The 16,831-nt window shown below is 42.1% G+C and carries 12 protein-coding genes and 2 pseudogenes; 11 read left to right on the plus strand and 3 right to left on the minus strand.

The genetic code is table 11. The features are described 5' to 3' along the window. Nucleotides 1-222 precede the first annotated feature (222 nt). Complete coding sequence (locus KQI87_RS04695) at nucleotides 223-543, plus strand: hypothetical protein (protein ID WP_216459098.1); 321 nt, start codon at nucleotides 223-225, stop codon at nucleotides 541-543. Between the two features lie 20 nt (nucleotides 544-563). Beyond that, nucleotides 564-3,914: a carbohydrate-binding domain-containing protein gene (locus KQI87_RS04700; protein WP_216459099.1), complete on the plus strand. Its 3,351-nt coding sequence runs from the start codon at nucleotides 564-566 to the stop codon at nucleotides 3,912-3,914. Nucleotides 3,915-3,995: 81 nt separating this feature from the next. Here KQI87_RS04700 and KQI87_RS04705 read toward each other — a convergent pair whose 3' ends face one another. Together KQI87_RS04705 and KQI87_RS04710 are read right to left on the minus strand one after the other, a co-directional pair. Continuing rightward, nucleotides 3,996-4,709 carry a LytR/AlgR family response regulator transcription factor gene (locus KQI87_RS04705; RefSeq protein WP_216459100.1) on the minus strand — a complete coding sequence of 238 codons (714 nt, stop codon included), beginning with the start codon at nucleotides 4,707-4,709 and terminating at the stop codon, nucleotides 3,996-3,998. 15 nt (nucleotides 4,710-4,724) lie between these two features. Beyond that, the gene (locus KQI87_RS04710) at nucleotides 4,725-6,053 is read right to left on the minus strand and encodes an ATP-binding protein (protein ID WP_216459101.1); all 1,329 of its coding nucleotides are present in this window, start codon (nucleotides 6,051-6,053) and stop codon (nucleotides 4,725-4,727) included. Nucleotides 6,054-6,332: 279 nt separating this feature from the next. On the opposite strand from KQI87_RS04710, the gene KQI87_RS04715 reads away from it, so the two are divergent. The 5 genes from KQI87_RS04715 to KQI87_RS04735 all read left to right on the plus strand — a co-directional run bounded on the left by KQI87_RS04715 (nucleotide 6,333) and on the right by KQI87_RS04735 (nucleotide 11,316). Beyond that, complete coding sequence (locus KQI87_RS04715; RefSeq protein WP_216459102.1) at nucleotides 6,333-7,280, plus strand: hypothetical protein; 948 nt, start codon at nucleotides 6,333-6,335, stop codon at nucleotides 7,278-7,280. A 237-nt stretch (nucleotides 7,281-7,517) separates the two neighbouring features. After that, complete coding sequence (locus tag KQI87_RS04720) at nucleotides 7,518-9,002, plus strand: sensor domain-containing diguanylate cyclase (RefSeq protein WP_216459103.1); 1,485 nt, start codon at nucleotides 7,518-7,520, stop codon at nucleotides 9,000-9,002. 197 nt (nucleotides 9,003-9,199) lie between these two features. Continuing rightward, nucleotides 9,200-9,634, plus strand: a complete 435-nt coding sequence (locus KQI87_RS04725; RefSeq protein ID WP_216459104.1) for a DMT family transporter — start codon at nucleotides 9,200-9,202, stop codon at nucleotides 9,632-9,634. Between the two features lie 97 nt (nucleotides 9,635-9,731). Continuing rightward, complete coding sequence (locus tag KQI87_RS04730; protein WP_253292370.1) at nucleotides 9,732-10,613, plus strand: helix-hairpin-helix domain-containing protein; 882 nt, start codon at nucleotides 9,732-9,734, stop codon at nucleotides 10,611-10,613. A gap of 10 nt (nucleotides 10,614-10,623) precedes the next feature. Continuing rightward, nucleotides 10,624-11,316 carry a response regulator transcription factor gene (locus tag KQI87_RS04735; protein WP_216459105.1) on the plus strand — a complete coding sequence of 231 codons (693 nt, stop codon included), beginning with the start codon at nucleotides 10,624-10,626 and terminating at the stop codon, nucleotides 11,314-11,316. 101 nt (nucleotides 11,317-11,417) lie between these two features. On the opposite strand, the pseudogene KQI87_RS17495 reads toward KQI87_RS04735, so the two are convergent. Further along, nucleotides 11,418-11,483 (minus strand): annotated as a pseudogene (locus KQI87_RS17495) (DUF6783 domain-containing protein); the annotation flags it as partial. Here KQI87_RS17495 and KQI87_RS17500 point away from each other — a divergent pair. From KQI87_RS17500 to fdhF, 4 genes and pseudogenes are all read left to right on the plus strand, one after another. After that, nucleotides 11,458-11,541, plus strand: a pseudogene (locus tag KQI87_RS17500) (DUF6783 domain-containing protein); the annotation flags it as partial. The pseudogenes KQI87_RS17495 and KQI87_RS17500 overlap by 26 nt on opposite strands. Nucleotides 11,542-11,747: 206 nt before the next feature. Next, nucleotides 11,748-12,230 carry a complex I 24 kDa subunit family protein gene (locus KQI87_RS04740; RefSeq protein ID WP_216459106.1) on the plus strand — a complete coding sequence of 161 codons (483 nt, stop codon included), beginning with the start codon at nucleotides 11,748-11,750 and terminating at the stop codon, nucleotides 12,228-12,230. Continuing rightward, complete coding sequence (locus KQI87_RS04745) at nucleotides 12,227-14,104, plus strand: NADH-quinone oxidoreductase subunit NuoF (protein ID WP_216459107.1); 1,878 nt, start codon at nucleotides 12,227-12,229, stop codon at nucleotides 14,102-14,104. The genes KQI87_RS04740 and KQI87_RS04745 overlap by 4 nt, the downstream gene beginning before the upstream one ends. A 13-nt stretch (nucleotides 14,105-14,117) precedes the next feature. Continuing rightward, nucleotides 14,118-16,826, plus strand: a complete 2,709-nt coding sequence (fdhF, locus tag KQI87_RS04750; RefSeq protein WP_216459108.1) for a formate dehydrogenase subunit alpha — start codon at nucleotides 14,118-14,120, stop codon at nucleotides 16,824-16,826. Nucleotides 16,827-16,831 lie beyond the last annotated feature (5 nt).

A 16,831-nucleotide genomic window follows, 5' to 3' on the forward strand; every position in this document is an offset into this window, starting at 1 on the left:
CATCTGATGTAATTATACAGACTGGAAATAACGCCAGTCTTCTTGTTGTACACAAAAATAGATTAAAGAAATAATTTTAAAAACCTGCTTAAAAGTACTTGACTTTTGTTAGCAGGTTTTTTTGAAAAAATTTGATTTTCAGGTGAGAGTTTTTCGGTTTTTTTGTACCTATATAAGTGAAAGACTTTTTTAGACTGTTTTTTGGGAAGGAGGTTGGAAGGCATGTACGATACCAAAACCCGTATCGAATTGGTAAAAAAGCGAATGCATGAATACCACCGCCGCCAGGAGCGGCGCGCAGTCTGCCGGCTGTCTGTTCTGTGTACCCTGTTATTCCTGTCTCTTGTGGGAGCAACGGGGATAATGCAAAGCCAGCCAATAAACGTTACGGGAATGTACGGCACAATTCTGCTGCATGAGGACGCAGGCGGCTATGTGTTGGTGGCTGTCATTTCCTTTAATATGGCAGTCGTGATTACCGCATTATGTATCAAATTCAGAAAAAGAGGACAAAAGAGTCAAGACGCAGAAGATCATGTATAAAGAAAGGAAAGGTGGAAAGCATGAGGAAAAAGTTATTAGCCGGGATTCTGGCACTTGCACTGTGTTCTACAAATATGCCCCCCCAGACCATATTTGCGGAAGAATTTACTTCCGGAAATCAGGATGTAGTGTCTGAGGAAGAAACTCCGGAGATTTTTACCAATGAAGAGCAGGAAGCTGTAGGAGAGACAGATGAGGAACTGTCTGTATTCAGTTCAGAAGAGGTTCCTGAATTTAATGATGCCCCCGATGAGGCAATGGCTGCTGCGGAAAATGAACAAGCTGGAGAAATTGATTTAACTACGAGCAATAAAGTTGTGAATGGAGTTTATACTATAAGTTCGGCAGGAGATCACAAATTCATATGTAGCCAGGAAACAGGAAATAGAATTGTGGTTGATGGAACAAATATTTTGGCGAAAGACAAAATCAACATTTATCTTAATAACGTAAGTATCAATACATCTGCTGGTTCGGCATTGCAAATAAAGGGAGATGTGGAGGCTGCAGTCACTATCCATTTAACAGGCACAAATAGTCTTATAACAAAGAATAACTATAATGCCGGTTTACAGAAAGATAACAAAGCTCAGCTTATAATAAAAACCAATAATTCAGACGCTACTGCAGGAATCTTAAATGCTCGTAGTATCGATGGGGATGGCGCCGGAATTGGTGGCGGCTATTACGGCTCCGGCTCTTGCAGTAATATTATTATTGATAGTTGTTCTGTAATTGCTAGTTCTAAGTATGGTGCTGGAATTGGTGGCAGCAAGCAACACGCTGGCAGTGATATTACCATTAATAGTAGTTCTGTAACTGCTAGTTCTACGGATGGTGCCGGAATTGGTGGCGGCCTTTACGGCGCTGGCAGTGGCAGTGATATTACCATTAATAGTAGTTCTGTAACTGCTAGTTCTACGAATGGTGCTGGAATTGGTGGCGGCGAAGGAAATTCTTGCAAAAATATTACCATTAATAGTAGTTCTGTAACTGCTAGTTCTACGAATGGTGCCGGAATTGGTGGCGGCAAGGGAGGCGCTGGCAGTAATAATATTACCATTAATGGCGGCTCGGTAAAAGCCTCTTCTGTATCCGGTTCCCCAACAAACAAAGGGAAAGAGGTTTACTGTTGTACTATTGAAAATCCCGAAAATGCGAACGTAACAATCAAACCTGGAACAGGTAATTGGAAGCCTGTAAACCATTCCTCTCTCGACCCTGATGACACTAATCTGTATGTTTGGCTACCCAAGCTCGAAGGCAATTCTACAAACAGCTATTTGATTATACTTGACCCAGAAAACGGTTCAGAATCTCGAACACGGAATTATTCATTCGACACCGTTACCAACACATTTAAAGCTGCTCAAGTTGTTGATGATTTTATATTTAAGTCCCCTGTAAATCTTACTTACGATGGTCAGCCTAAAGAAGCCTCATTAGAGTTTAAATTTAAACCTACACATGAAAATAACAGAAAAATATCATTGGTATATTATAAAGGTAATTACGATGATATCAAAGATACCACCGAACCGCTCCAAGGTGCTCCTGTAAATGCAGGCACATATACTGTAAAAGCTCAGATAGCGGCAAGTGAATCCTATTTTGCACATAATGGATTAGAAAGTCGAGATTGGACATTTACTATTGAAAAAGCCCCTGTAGCACCAGGAGTAGATCCTAATAAAACTACTATATCCGTTCTATGGTCCTGTAAAAAGATCAGAGACATTACCAATCCTTTTTCGGCTGACTGGAAATGGGATAACGATGTTAATCCTGATCAGGAATTACAAGTTGGAAAACCCATTACAGCTACCGCAGTTTACAATGGCGACGATAAGGGGAATTACGAAAAAGAATCTATTACTTACACAATCACCAGAAGTCAATGCACGCACGAACACACCGCCGGACGTTATTACTCCTCTCCATCCTGTACTTCCAGCGGATATAGCGGAGATACCTACTGCACAGACTGTAATGAAACACTTTCGTATGGTTATACCATTTCCGCATACGGCCATGACTATGACAACGGCGTTATCACTACAGAACCAACTACAGAAATTGACGGAATCATAACTTACACCTGTAAACGATGCAAACATCAGGATACAAAAAATCTCGGAAAGCTTGGTGACGGGGAACCTTACATTGAGGGAAGTTTCCAGAAGAAAAGCTGGGATACTGTTAATGATCTGATCAAGACATCCAAAGAAAAAGATACCATCTCCATTATCATGAATGGTGCCAGGACACTTCCTGCTTCCGTTTTATCCGGGATAAAAGGAAAAGATATTTCCCTGAATCTTGATATGGAGAATGGTTTCATCTGGAAGATTAACGGTACTTCCATTACAGCAGAAACACCTGCAGATACCGATCTTTCTGTTACAAACACAGCAGAATATATCCCGGCAGCATTATACAGCCTGATTTCCACAAACCAGAATGATTTCGGTTTCCATCTTGGAAGAAACGGAACTTTTGATTTTCCGGCTGTGCTTTCTGTAAAAGCAGATGCCTCCTGTGCAGGACTTATGGCAAATCTGTTCTGGTATGATGTTGAGAATGGGGTTCTGCAGTGTATCCAGACTGTAACTGTAGGCGGTGCATTTGAGGACAGCATTCCATATGCTGACTTTACCCTTTCCAAAGGACAGGATTATTTCATAGCATTTGGTACAGAATCCCTCAATGGCAGAGTTATTCACACAGACGGAAGTATCACAGATGAAAACGGTACATACCTGCGACCTGCCGACACAAAGATTTCCAGCTACTCCATTGACAGAAACAAGCTTACTGTCAAACTTGCCAAAGGATGTGCCGGTGCTCAGGGTTATGACTTCGTGATCAGCAGGAAATCAGATATGCTTAAGACCGGTAAATTCAGCAAAACAATTTCCTCAACCGGCAAGCCACAGGCATCTTTCAGATATCTGGCAAAAGGTACCTGGTATGTGGCAGCCCGAAGCTGGGTTCTGGATGCACAGGGCAATAAGGTCTATGGTTCCTGGACAAAGGTTAAAAAGATCAAGATCACAGTTGTCACACCACAGCAGCCAAAGATCAAGAATATCACTGTAAAAGGAAACACAGTGACTGTTACTTACACAAAATGCAAAAATGCCACAGGTTATGAGATTCTGCTCGGAACCAAATACAAGACCTCCGCAGGAGAGAAGTATCCGATTAAGAAATATGTGAAACGTACAGAAGGCAAAAATACCGTAACAGTAACCTTTACAAACGTAAAGAAAGGTACCTGGTATGTGACAGTACGTTCCTGGAATAAGACCTCCAAGGATAAATCCAGAGTTTACAGTCCATATTCCACAATGAAGAAATTTGCTGTATGATTTTTTCGTAACTGAATAGACTGATACTAAAGAAAACAAGGGGCGGTCGATAAGACCGCCGTTTTCTGTTGTTTGGAGAAATTAAAACCATTTTGCAGCGTATTGCTGTAATTGTTCCTGGACATCCCGGTAGCTGTATTTGCTGACCGGGATTATTTCATGATTATTCAGTGTGATTTCAAAGCGTCTGATTGAACGGACAGCATACAGAGAAACAATGTAGCATCTGTGACATTGCACGAAGATATCTTTCGGCAGAGTTTCACGGACTGCAGAAAGGGATTTATATATCTTCGTGACAGTACCGTCCTGAAGGTGAATCTGCAGTTCTTTATTGATTATTTCAATATAGGTAATATCCCTGATATGAAAGGATACAGTTCTGGACGGAGTGTCGATTATAATGGATTTCGGGATCAGATGTCGGATTGCACGGGTTAGTGCTTCTGCAAGTTTTTGACGGCTGACCGGCTTGAGGATATAACCTACAGGTTCAGCAGAATATGCATCGAATACAAATTTCTCACTGCTGGAAATGAAGATAACGGGAATTTGGTTTCTGGTGTCACGGAGACATTCTGCAAAGCTGATCCCATTGTTTTCACCCAGCATAATATCAAGAATCAGAATGTCACAGTTTTTGGGAGTATTCTGCAATGTATTTTTTAATTCTGCAATAGAAGTATATTTTCGAATCTCGCAGGATTCTCCCATGGATGCTAAAATATCGCTGATCATTTCTGATATCTGTGTTAAAAAAATCGGTTCATCATCACAGATGACAATATGGTACATAGTGAAAGCCTCCTATTATTCGTTATTTTCGTCAAGACAAAGCGTTGTTGTTACAGCAAAAAAGCCGCCACGTACCTGTACGCTCAGTATACCATTGTATTTTTCGGCGATTCCATTGATGATCTTAAGACCGTAACCGTGTCTGTCACTGTTCTTTTTACTGGATTTATATTTTCCATTCGTGATTCTCAAGTTATCCTCATTGCAGGAGTTTTCACATTTAATAAACAGAAAATTTCCCTTTGAATGGAGATTCAGCCGGATGACCCGCTGTCCTTCAGAAACCTTCTGACACCCTTCTACTGCATTTTCCAATATATTTGTCAACATCCGGCACAAATCAATGTCTTCCATGTTGAGTCTTCTGCCAATGATAATACTGTACTCCACTATGGCTTTATAACGGCTGGCACGTTCTGCAAATTCTGAAAGGATGGAATTGACCAGAGCATTGGCTGTGTAGGTGACAAAAGGAAGCTGTTCGGCTTCTTCAGTAAATTTCTGTATATACTGTCTGGCACCTGCATAGTCCTCCTGTTTAAGATAGGAGGACAGGGCATTCATATGATGCCGGATCTCATGGTGTATTTCCAGAATATGTTCGTTGTTTTCTGCCTGATTCCGGTAGTTTTCCAGTATGCGCTCGGAAATCCGCTGTTCTTCCTGTTTACTGCGGATGTATTCCATGACACTGAAGAATACGGCATACACCATGAAAGCAAATACTGCAAACAGTACAAACATAACATGGACAACTATATTATTGGAAAGATTTATTATGCTTGAGAACTGTGCAATACTGGCAATTAGAATAAACAAAGCAGGGAGGGAGCAGAGAATCTTCCAGATACGTGATTCCAGATCAGCGTTGATCATAGTACGGATTCGCTCCATCAGCATGAGAAATGGTTTCGCAAGAAGCAGATTTATGATAAGTGTGAGAATCAGTGCAAGGGGCGGATACATAAAATGGTCGGATGGGAACCGGAAAGTACGGTGCAAAAAAGTAACAGTACTTGTGACAAAGAATCCGTAGCTCATTACAACAAAAAATACAAATAGTTTTTCTGCTATTTTTGCCTGGATGATAAAGCAGTACAACACTCCGAACAGTAGCAGGGCAATATAAAAAATAACATTCCAGATCAGCTCTTTGTAATCACCGCCAATGTTGAACTGTGCGATAAGAGAAAACGGAATGACCATTACAATAAAAATGGACAGTGCCATGAGCATTGTCTTTTTTGTGCTTAGGCGGAAACGATCCCGGAATGGATACAAACAGAAAAATGCATAAGGAAGAATCTGAAGAGAAAATCCGCAGAAATAACGCAATGCTATCATAAAGACCTCCTGTCGTAAAGATAGATAATGGCCAGGTTACTTATTAAAAAAAGTATACCATTGGCAGATGGTAAAATCAAACCAGACAGAGGTCTTTTTACGCTATATTTTGACTATTCACGCAAAAATATAGACAGGGAAGTCAAATTCAAATAACATAAATAATATAGATACAGAAAACTGTCAAAATGAGGAGAGCTTTTGATACGGTATATATGTCCGAAAGTTCGCTTTTACTGGCATCGTAAAGGAAAAAATATAAGAAAAGGAGACTAAAAAATGAAGAAAAGAATGATTATTGTGACGACACTGATTATGGGAACTCTGGGAGCAGGATGTGTGAGTGTCCAGGCATCGGATACGTTACCTGAACTGACAAAAGACAATGCACTGGAACAGATGATGAAAGCAGGAGAAACAGACAGTCTTGTAAGCAATCATAAAAGCTATGAAGCTACCTGTGAATATATACTGCAGAATACAAAGGTATATGACTATGAAGATTCTGAAGTGATGTATGTAGATATGTATGGTACTACCCAGATGCTCTATAAAGATGGCGAATTAAAATACGGAAAAGAAGGAGATGAGTATCTCTCCTGTCTGTATATTGATGAAGCAGATGGAAATGCAGATGATCTTATAAGCTTTTACACAGATGAAACTATAGAGGAAGAAGTGACGGATCTGAAGGAAGATGGTGATACGATCATTATACAGACAAAGGTACCTGAAGAACTTACGCAGAGCGCATTGAATTCTCAGGGAGATGGAGAATCCTACACAGAGGGAGACTGGATTTCTATGGAATATGTGGTTGCTTCGGATGATTACAGACCATTGAAACATACTCAGATTCTGAATCATAAGGACGGCACTTCAGAAGAAGCTTCGAAGATGGAATTCTCCTACGGCGTGGACAGACCTGAGGATGTAGCAGATCTCTGTGAAAAGTACGAAGAAGCAGAAAAAGCAGAAGGTGATGTACGTAATGTGACAGTTACTGCAGCTCCTGGTACAGAGCAGGAAAAGGATTATGCAATCACGGTTCCAGCAGATAATCATGTATGGATCATGCTTCATGACGATAATTCTTATTACATTATGTATACAGATAAGGAATGTAAAGAACTGTACGAGCCAGAGGAAGATGTGAAAGGAGACACACATCTTTATGCAGAGATTGAGTCTTATGAGGATTATGAAGAGGCAGAGGATGAAGTATGAGGAGTTTGAGAGTATTTATCCGGTAACAGTATATCACAAAACAATACCATAGATTTACAATTCGTGTCATTTTCTGTCGTTTCGTGACAGAATTATTGAAAAAAATTCTGACTCTTTTATAATGAGGATAACAAATGGGAGTACATTAAATGGAAGAGCAGAAAATAAAAGAAGGACTTTCCATCTGGCTTGAATGTAGAAAAATAAGATGAGAACGACATTCAGGAGGAAAACAACATGAAGACAATCATAAAGTATGAACTGGTCATAAATGAAGCACTTATATCCGCACTCAATTACCATACACCTGACGAGCAGATTAATGAATTTATCCGTTTTTTCGGCAGACATATCGGTTCTGACAGAATATATATTTTCGAAGACTGTAAAGAAAGACATGGCACAGATAATACGTATGAATGGTGTGCACAGGGAGTAATTCCTGAGATAGACAGATTGCAGAATGTCGATATGGACGTAATAAAGTGGTGGTATGATACGTTTTCCAAAGGCGAAAGTATCATTATTACTGATATAGAAGATATCAAAGAAGAACATCGTGCATCGTATGATATGTTAAAAGCGCAGAATGTGAGAAATGTGGTGGTATGTCCTTTGCGTTATAAAGATGAGATAAGTGGGTTTTTCGGTGTGGATAATCCTCCAAAGAGTGATTACAGGGGACTTACTACTTTTCTGGATATGATAGGAACGCTTCTTATCTCATTTCTGAAATTGCGTAATTCGTTTATAAAGTCAAATAAAGAGGCAAAGCTCAGCAGTTATTCGTCGCTTTCCAAAATCTATGCATCTATGTATTTGGTTGATGTGCAGACAAAAAGATATCATATTATAAAAATGACAGATCAGATTGCGGAATATTTGGGAAAAGATTTTAAAATGGGAGAATATGAAATCAGAGATGATTTTTGCGGACATATCAAGAATATCGCTGAGAAAATGTGTACGGAATCACAACTTCAGGAATCACTGGAGTTTGTAGATATCAGTACGCTGGAAGAACGGCTTCTTGGAGAAAACAGCATAACACATGAATTTACAGATAAAATATCAGGCTGGAATCGAAGCAGATTTATTCCTGTAGACTACGATGAAGATGGAAAACTTCTGCATGTACTTTTCTGTATTGAGTGTATAGAAGAAGAAAAAAAGCGTGAGAACAGGCTGATTTATCTGGCGCAGACAGATCTTATGACAGGATTATGTAATCGTGGAAGCGGAGAAAAAAAGATTACTGAATTTTTAAAGGAAAAAACAGGAGGATTGCTTTGCCTGATCGACTGTGACAAATTTAAATCCATCAATGACACTTACGGGCATTCTGTAGGAGATAAGGTGATTATAGCCGTTGCGGAGAAACTACAGAAAACATGTCGTGACAGTGATGTGGTCTTGCGGCTCGGAGGTGATGAGTTCGCCATGTTTATACCGGGAATGCTGGAACAAAGGGTAGCAGAGAAATTTTTTGAGAGATTTTTTGAAAATATCCGACAGATAGATATCATAGAGATGCAGGGGAAGAACATAGAAATAAGTCTGGGTGCGTGTTTTTATGATGGATATGAAGAGGTTTCTTTTGATCAGTTATACAGAAAGGCTGACAGGGCAATGTATCAGAGTAAAAAGCAGAAAGGCTGCAGTGCTGTAATTTATGGGGAGGAGATGTCGAATTTTATTCGGATACAACCGGGTCAACTGTAACCGAATAAAAATATCGTTATCAATCAGGGAGTGAATGCTAGCTGTTACTGCATAAAATCAGTCGGAATAATATTTGTAAAACAGAATAAACTAATAATAAAGAATAAAAGAGGTACTGCTAAACAGCGGTGCCTCTTTTCGACATAAGAAAACGAAAACGGTTTTGTAATTTATCAGGTTATCAGGAGGGGAAGTTTATGTGGGGATTTATAGTGGCGCTGATTTCGGGAGCGTTGATGAGCATTCAGGGTGTTTTTAATACAGAAGTGACAAAGCAGACCAGTCTCTGGGTATCAACCGGCTGGGTGCAGCTGTCAGCTTTTGCAGTCTGTGTTCTGGCCTGGCTTTTCACAGGACGGGAAAGTGTAGCTGCACTCTGGCAGGTGGACAATAAATATACACTCCTTGGTGGTGTGATCGGAGCGTTTATTACAATTACAGTAATCCAGAGTATGGGAGCACTTGGACCGGCAAAGGCAGCAATGCTGATCGTTATTTCGCAGCTGGCAGTTGCTTATGTAATTGAATTGGCCGGGTTGTTTGGAGTAGACAAAGAACCATTTGAATGGCGCAAAATCCTTGGATTGCTGATAGCGATTTCCGGAATTATTATATTTAAATGGCAAAAATAAGATTTTACTATTGTAAAATATTTAAGATTTCGTTACAATAAGGGTGGCATTATGGACAGGGGGGACTCTTACTCTGAGAAATAAGAGGAGGACCCTTATGATAAAAATAAAAAACAGATGTTGTTATGCTGTGATGCTGATATTGTGCGGAACTTTGTTTCTTACAGGACTGACAGGATGTAAGAGCAGAGAGGCACAGTTTCTGATTGAAGGACTGCAGGAAGCGAAAGCAGAGGTGGATGCGGAGTCATCAGAAGAGAAAACATCAGGACAGAAGTCGAAGAAAGATACAGATGAGAAGAAAGCTGATACAGAAGACCGACAGAATGATGGTGGCAATTCTGCAGAGTTCCGGAAAAAACAGGCAGAATCAGATGGTTCAGATGCAGGTAATGGGACAGGAAGTGATTCCGGGAAACATACTTCAGATGTTGATATAGATAATGGGTCAGAAGCAGTTTCTGATAGGGAAATGCAGCAGGCGATGATCTATGTTGATGTCTGCGGAGCAGTTGCAAATCCGGGAGTCTTTCAGCTGGCAGCCGGAAGCCGGGTGTTTCAGGCGATTGAGGCGGCGGGAGGATATCTTCCTGAGGCAGCTCTGACCTGTGTAAACCGTGCAGGAGTTCTGACAGACGGACAGCAGCTTTATATTCTCACACAGGAAGAGATGGAGCGGCAGGGACTGGATCCGGCAGAGATGTCCGGGGCATCAGATGGACAGATGAATGGAAGTGCCGGGACAGGACAGAACACGGGGATGACCGCTCAGGTTCAGCAGGATAACAGGATCAACATAAATACAGCAGATGAAGCTCAGCTTACTACGCTGACGGGGATCGGTGCAACACGTGCGCAGGCGATCATTGCCTACAGAGAAGAGAACGGGCCATTTGCTGCGATAGAGGATATTATGAATGTGCAGGGTATCAAAGAAGGTACTTTTGCAAAGATAAAAGATGAGATAGTAGTAGGATAAGGAGAACCGAATGAGCAGGAAAGTTTTGGTAGTAGATGATGAGAAACTGATCGTAAAAGGAATCCGTTTTAGTCTGGAGCAGGATGGTATGGAGGTAGACTGCGCTTATGATGGAGAAGAGGCAGTAGAGAAAGCAAAAGATAAAAAATATGATATTATCCTTCTGGATCTGATGCTGCCGAAGATGGACGGGCTGGAAGTATGCCAGCAGATCCGCGAATTTTCCAATGTGCCGATCGTGATGCTGACAGCTAAGGGCGAGGATATGGATAAGATCCTTGGTCTTGAATATGGTGCGGATGATTATATCACCAAACCGTTCAATATCCTGGAAGTTAAGGCACGTATCAAAGCGATCATGCGCCGTGCGGGAAGCGACCACGAGGAGAAAGAAAAGGCAAAGAGCATTCAGGTGGGCGATCTTCGTATGGATTGTGAAGGCAGACGTGTATTTATTTCAGGAAAAGAGATTAATCTGACAGCAAAGGAATTTGATGTACTGGAGCTCCTGGTATTTAATCCGAATAAGGTTTACAGTCGCGAGAACCTGCTGAACATTGTGTGGGGGTATGAATACCCGGGTGATGTACGTACAGTGGATGTACATATCCGTCGTCTTCGCGAGAAGATTGAAACCAATCCAAGTGAACCGAAGTATGTACACACCAAATGGGGCGTTGGATATTATTTCCAGGCTCAATAAAAAGAACGCATGAAACAGGCAGACCATATTTTATGAAATAAATCTCATAAAATACGGTCTGTTTTTTTGTTGGGATCTATAGCAGTCCTGCTATAAAAAATTTAAATGAGAAGCTTAGAGCGTGTCTGAAAAATCATTCCCGCAAAGTGTGACGCACATCTTGCAGAAAGCCTTTTTCAGACACGCTCTAAAGAAAGAACGGCAGTTCAGTTTGACTCAGTTTAGTTTGGTTTGTATCTGAGATGGTTTATTGTTGAACAAAGATGATAAAAATTAAACAAACAAAACAAACATCTATAGAGGAAAATAATAAAAAATTAGAAAAATTCTATAAATGTGCTTGTGAAAATGACGAAAAAAGCTTATAATTAACGTTACAATATGTATAGAGTGCAATAAAAAGAGAAAAGAAGGTATAAGGAGGGTGCGAAATGCTAGATCAATCATTTTATCAGAAAGCGGACGAGATCATTGCTTTCTATGGTAAAAAGCCGGCATCACTGATTCCGATCATGCAGGACATTCAGGGAGTGTACAGATATCTGCCAGGGGAGTTACTTACATATGTGGCAGAGCAGATCGGTGTAACAGAAGCGAAAGCTTTCAGTGTGGCAACATTCTATGAGAATTTCTCATTTGATGCGAAAGGTAAATACGTGATCAAGGTCTGTGACGGAACAGCCTGTCATGTAAGAAAGTCTATACCGGTTCTGGAAGAACTGTATAAGAAACTGGGGCTTTCCAGAACAAAGAAAACCACAGATGACATGATGTTTACGGTAGAAACCGTTTCCTGTCTTGGTGCATGCGGTCTTGCACCGACTATGATGGTGAATGAGGATGTACATCCGAGAATGACACCTGAGAAGGCAGATGAGTTGATCGATAAACTGAGAGGGGGCGAACAGGGATGATCCAGAATAAAGAAGCATTAGACCAGGTCAGAGAAGAAGCCGTTAAGGTGCTTGATTCCTATGACTGTCGTATCCTTGTCTGTTCAGGTACCGGATGTGTAGCGACCGGTTCCCAGAAAATCTATGAGAAATTCATGGAGATCGCCAAGGATGCCCCTGGAGTAACAATTGAGTTCGGACCTCATGACAAAGACGCACACGTAGGTGTGAAGAAAACAGGATGTCAGGGTGTCTGTGAACTTGGACCTCTGGTTCGTATCCAGAAGGGTGACGATGTGATCCAGTATACAAAGGTTCAGATCGAAGACTGCCAGGAGATTTTTGAGAAGAGTGTTCAGGGCAATGAAACAATCGAGAGACTGCTTTATCAGAAAGGCGGCAAAGTAAGCCGTGGACCGGAAGATATTCCGTTTATTGCAAAACAGACACGAATCGTTCTGAAAAACTGTGGTAAATTTGACGCAGAATCTCTGAATGAGTACATAGCAAGCGGCGGTTTCCAGGCTCTGGAGAAAGCAATGTTTGAGATGGATCCGGATCTGGTTATCGATCAGGTTGATAAATCCGGTATCCGCGGACGTGGAGGCGGTGGCTTCCCGGCAGGTAAGAAATGGATTCAGGTAGCCCGTCAGGCAGATCCTGTTCATTATGTAGTATGTAACGGTGATGAGGGTGACCCGGGAGCATTCATGGATGGTTCCGTAATGGAAGGTGATCCTTATCGGCTGATCGAAGGTATGATGCTTGCAGCTTACGCAGTAAGAGCACAGCATGGATATATTTATGTACGTGCGGAGTATCCGCAGTCTGTAGCACGACTGAAACATGCGATCGCAGTTCTGGAAGAAGTCGGACTGTTAGGCGATGATATCCTTGGAACAGGATTCTCTTTCCATATGCATATCAACCGTGGTGCAGGTGCTTTCGTATGTGGCGAAGGTTCTGCCTTGACTGCTTCTATCGAAGGAAGCAGAGGTATGCCTCGTGTAAAACCGCCTCGTACAGTTGAACAGGGACTCTGGGCGAAACCTACAGTCCTGAATAACGTAGAAACTTATGCAAATATTCCGGAAATCATTCTTAAAGGGGCAGACTGGTACAGAAGTATCGGTACAGAGGGTTCACCTGGAACAAAGACATTCTCACTGACAGGTTCTATTGAGAACACAGGTCTGATCGAGGTTCCGATGGGAACAACTTTAAGAGAGATTATCTTTGATATTGGCGGCGGTCTGAAGGCAGGCGCAGCATTCAAGGCTGTACAGATTGGTGGACCATCCGGCGGATGTCTGACAGAAGAACATCTGGATGTACCGCTTGACTTTGACTCTGTTAAGAAATACGGTGCGATCGTTGGTTCCGGTGGTCTGGTAGTTATGGATGAACATACCTGTATGGTTGAGGTAGCACGATTCTTCATGGGCTTTACTCAGAGAGAATCCTGCGGTAAATGCGGACCTTGCCGTATCGGTACCAAACGTATGCTTGAGATCCTCGAGAAGATCGTAGACGGCAAAGGTGAGATGGAAGATCTGGATAAACTGGAGCACCTTGGAAACTTTATCAAGGATCGTTCACTCTGCGGACTTGGAAAAAGTGCACCGCTTCCGGTACTTTCCACATTGAAGAACTTCCGTGATGAATATGTAGAGCATATTGTAGATAAGAAGTGCGCAGCTCATGTATGTAAGGCAATGCGTTCTTATGTAATTGATCCTGAGAAATGTAAAGGATGTACCAAGTGTGCGAGAAACTGTCCGGTTGGTGCGATCACAGGTAATAAGAAAGAGCCTCACAGCATTGATACCTCCAAGTGTATTAAGTGCGGAACATGTCTGGAAAATTGTGTATTCGGCGCAATTTCTGTGAATTAAGGAGGGTGAAAAGATGATTCATTTGACTATAGATGGAATTCCTGCAGAGGTAGAGAAGGGTACGACTATTCTGCAGGCTGCCAGACAGATCGGAGTGGAGATTCCTACACTCTGCTATCTGGAAGATGTATTGCCGGATGGTTCCTGCCGTTTGTGCGTGGTAGAAGTAACAAACAATGGAAGAACCAAATTTGATACGGCATGTACACTTCGCTGTTCAGAAGGCGATGAAGTACAGACAATGTCAGAGAAGGTAGTTGCTTATCGTAAAGATACTCTTGACCTCCTTCTTTCAGACCATCGTGTACACTGTTTCTCATGTGAAGCGAATGGTGACTGTAAATTACAGGACTACTGTTTTGAATATGGTGTAACTGAGACAAGCTATCCTGGTGAAATGAAGGATATGCCGATTGATGATACCAATAAATTCTTTACCTATGATCCAAGTCTGTGTATTCTCTGCCATCGCTGTGTGAATACCTGTAAGGAAATCGTAGGAAGAGGCGCGATCGACACTATGGACCGTGGCTTCCAGTCTGTGATCGGTGCACATTATAAGAATAAATGGAACGAAGGTATCTGCGAATCCTGCGGTAACTGTGTGCAGGCCTGTCCGACAGGCGCTCTGACTATGAAGCGCAGAAAGAAATATCGTCCATATCAGATTGACAAGAAGGTTCTGACTACCTGTCCGCACTGTGCAACAGGCTGCCAGTATTATCTCCTTGTAAAAGACGGAAAGATCGTAGATACAGAAGCTGTAAACGGACCTTCCAACAAAGGACTGCTCTGTGTTAAGGGACGTAGCGGATGCTTCGATTTCGTACATTCACCGGAGCGTATCAAATATCCGTTGATCAAGAATAAAGAAACAGGTGAATTTGAACGTGCAACATGGGATGAGGCACTGGATCTTGTTGCTTCCAAATTTATGGAGATCAAGAAACAGTATGGTTCTAATTCCCTTGCAGGTTTTGCATGTTCCAGATCACCGAACGAAGATATCTACATGGTACAGAAGATGGTTCGCTGCTGCTTCGGCACAAACAACACAGATAACTGTGCCCGTGTATGTCATTCCGCATCCGTATCAGGTCTTGCAATGACTCTTGGTTCCGGTGCCATGACAAACCCGATCGAGGATATCACAAAGAACGCTGACCTGATCATGCTGGTTGGTTCAAACCCTGAGGAAGCACATCCTGTAGTTGGTATGCAGATCCGCCAGGCAGTCAAGAGAGGCTGCAAGCTGATCGTAGTTGACCCGCGTGACATTGGTCTTGCAAAGAAAGCAGATATTCATCTGAAACTGAAACCTGGTACAAACGTTGCTTTTGCAAATGGTATTATGAATGTAATTCTTTCAGAGGGACTTCAGGATGACAAGTTTATCGAAGAGCGTACCGAAGGTTTTGAAGAATTAAAAGAAATCGTAAAAGATTACACACCTGAGAAAGTAGCAGAGATCTGCCATATTGATGCAGACGATCTGAGAAAAGCAGCGATCATGTATGCAAAAGCTGACCGTGCTCCTATCATCTACTGCCTTGGTGTAACCGAACATTCCACAGGTACAGAGGGCGTTATGTCTATGTCCAATATGGCAATGATGGTTGGCAAGCTTGGACGTGAAGGCTGTGGTGTTAACCCGCTTCGTGGACAGAATAACGTACAGGGTGCCTGCGATATGGGTGCTCAGCCGAACGTATATCCGGGATATCAGAAGGTTACTGATCCTGCAGTTCGTGAGAAATTCGAGAAAGCATGGGGTGTAAAACTTGATCCGAATATCGGAACTCATGCAACTGATGTATTCCCGAAGGCAATCACAGGCGAGATCAAGGGTCTGTATATTTATGGTGAGGACCCGGTAGTTACTGATCCGGATACCACACACATTATCAAAGCATTAAAGAGTCTTGATTTCTTTGTACTTCAGGAACTTTTCATGACAGAGACAGCTCAGTATGCAGATGTTATTCTTCCTGGCGTAAGCTATGCAGAGAAGGAGGGTACATTTACCAATACAGAGCGCCGCGTACAGAGAGTCCGCAAGGCTGTCACAGTGCCTGGCGAGATGAGACTGGATACAGATATTATTATTGATCTGATGAACCGTATGGGATATCCGCAGCCACATCTGACATCTGCTCAGATTATGGATGAAATCGCATCCCTGACACCGAGCTTCGCAGGTATCAGCCATGAACGTCTTGACAGTGAAGAAGTTCATGGACAGGGACTTCAGTGGCCATGTACCTCCAAGGATCATCCGGGAACACCGATCATGCATGTTGGTAAATTCTCCCGCGGTCTTGGCTGGTTCTATCCTGCAAAATATGTACCGTCAGCAGAGCTTCCGGATGAGGAATATCCAATCATCCTCATGACAGGACGTATTCTGTATCATTACACAACAAGAGCCATGACAGGAAAGACACCTGAGCTTATGGAGATCGAAGGTAAGTCATTTATCGAAATGAACATCGTAGATGCCGATAAGCTGGGTATCAAAAACGGTGATAAAGTCAGAGTTTCTTCCAGACGAGGATCCATTGAATCTACCGCTCGTGTAGGTACAAAGACCTCACCGGGTGAGAGCTGGATGCCATTCCACTTCCCGGATGGAAATGCAAACTGGCTGACCAACGCCGCACTTGACAAATACGCAAGAATTCCTGAATATAAGGTATGCGCAATTAAGATTGAGAAAGCATAAAACAA

The organism is Blautia sp. MSJ-9, from assembly GCF_018919065.1.
GTDB lineage: Bacteria > Bacillota > Clostridia > Lachnospirales > Lachnospiraceae > Blautia_A.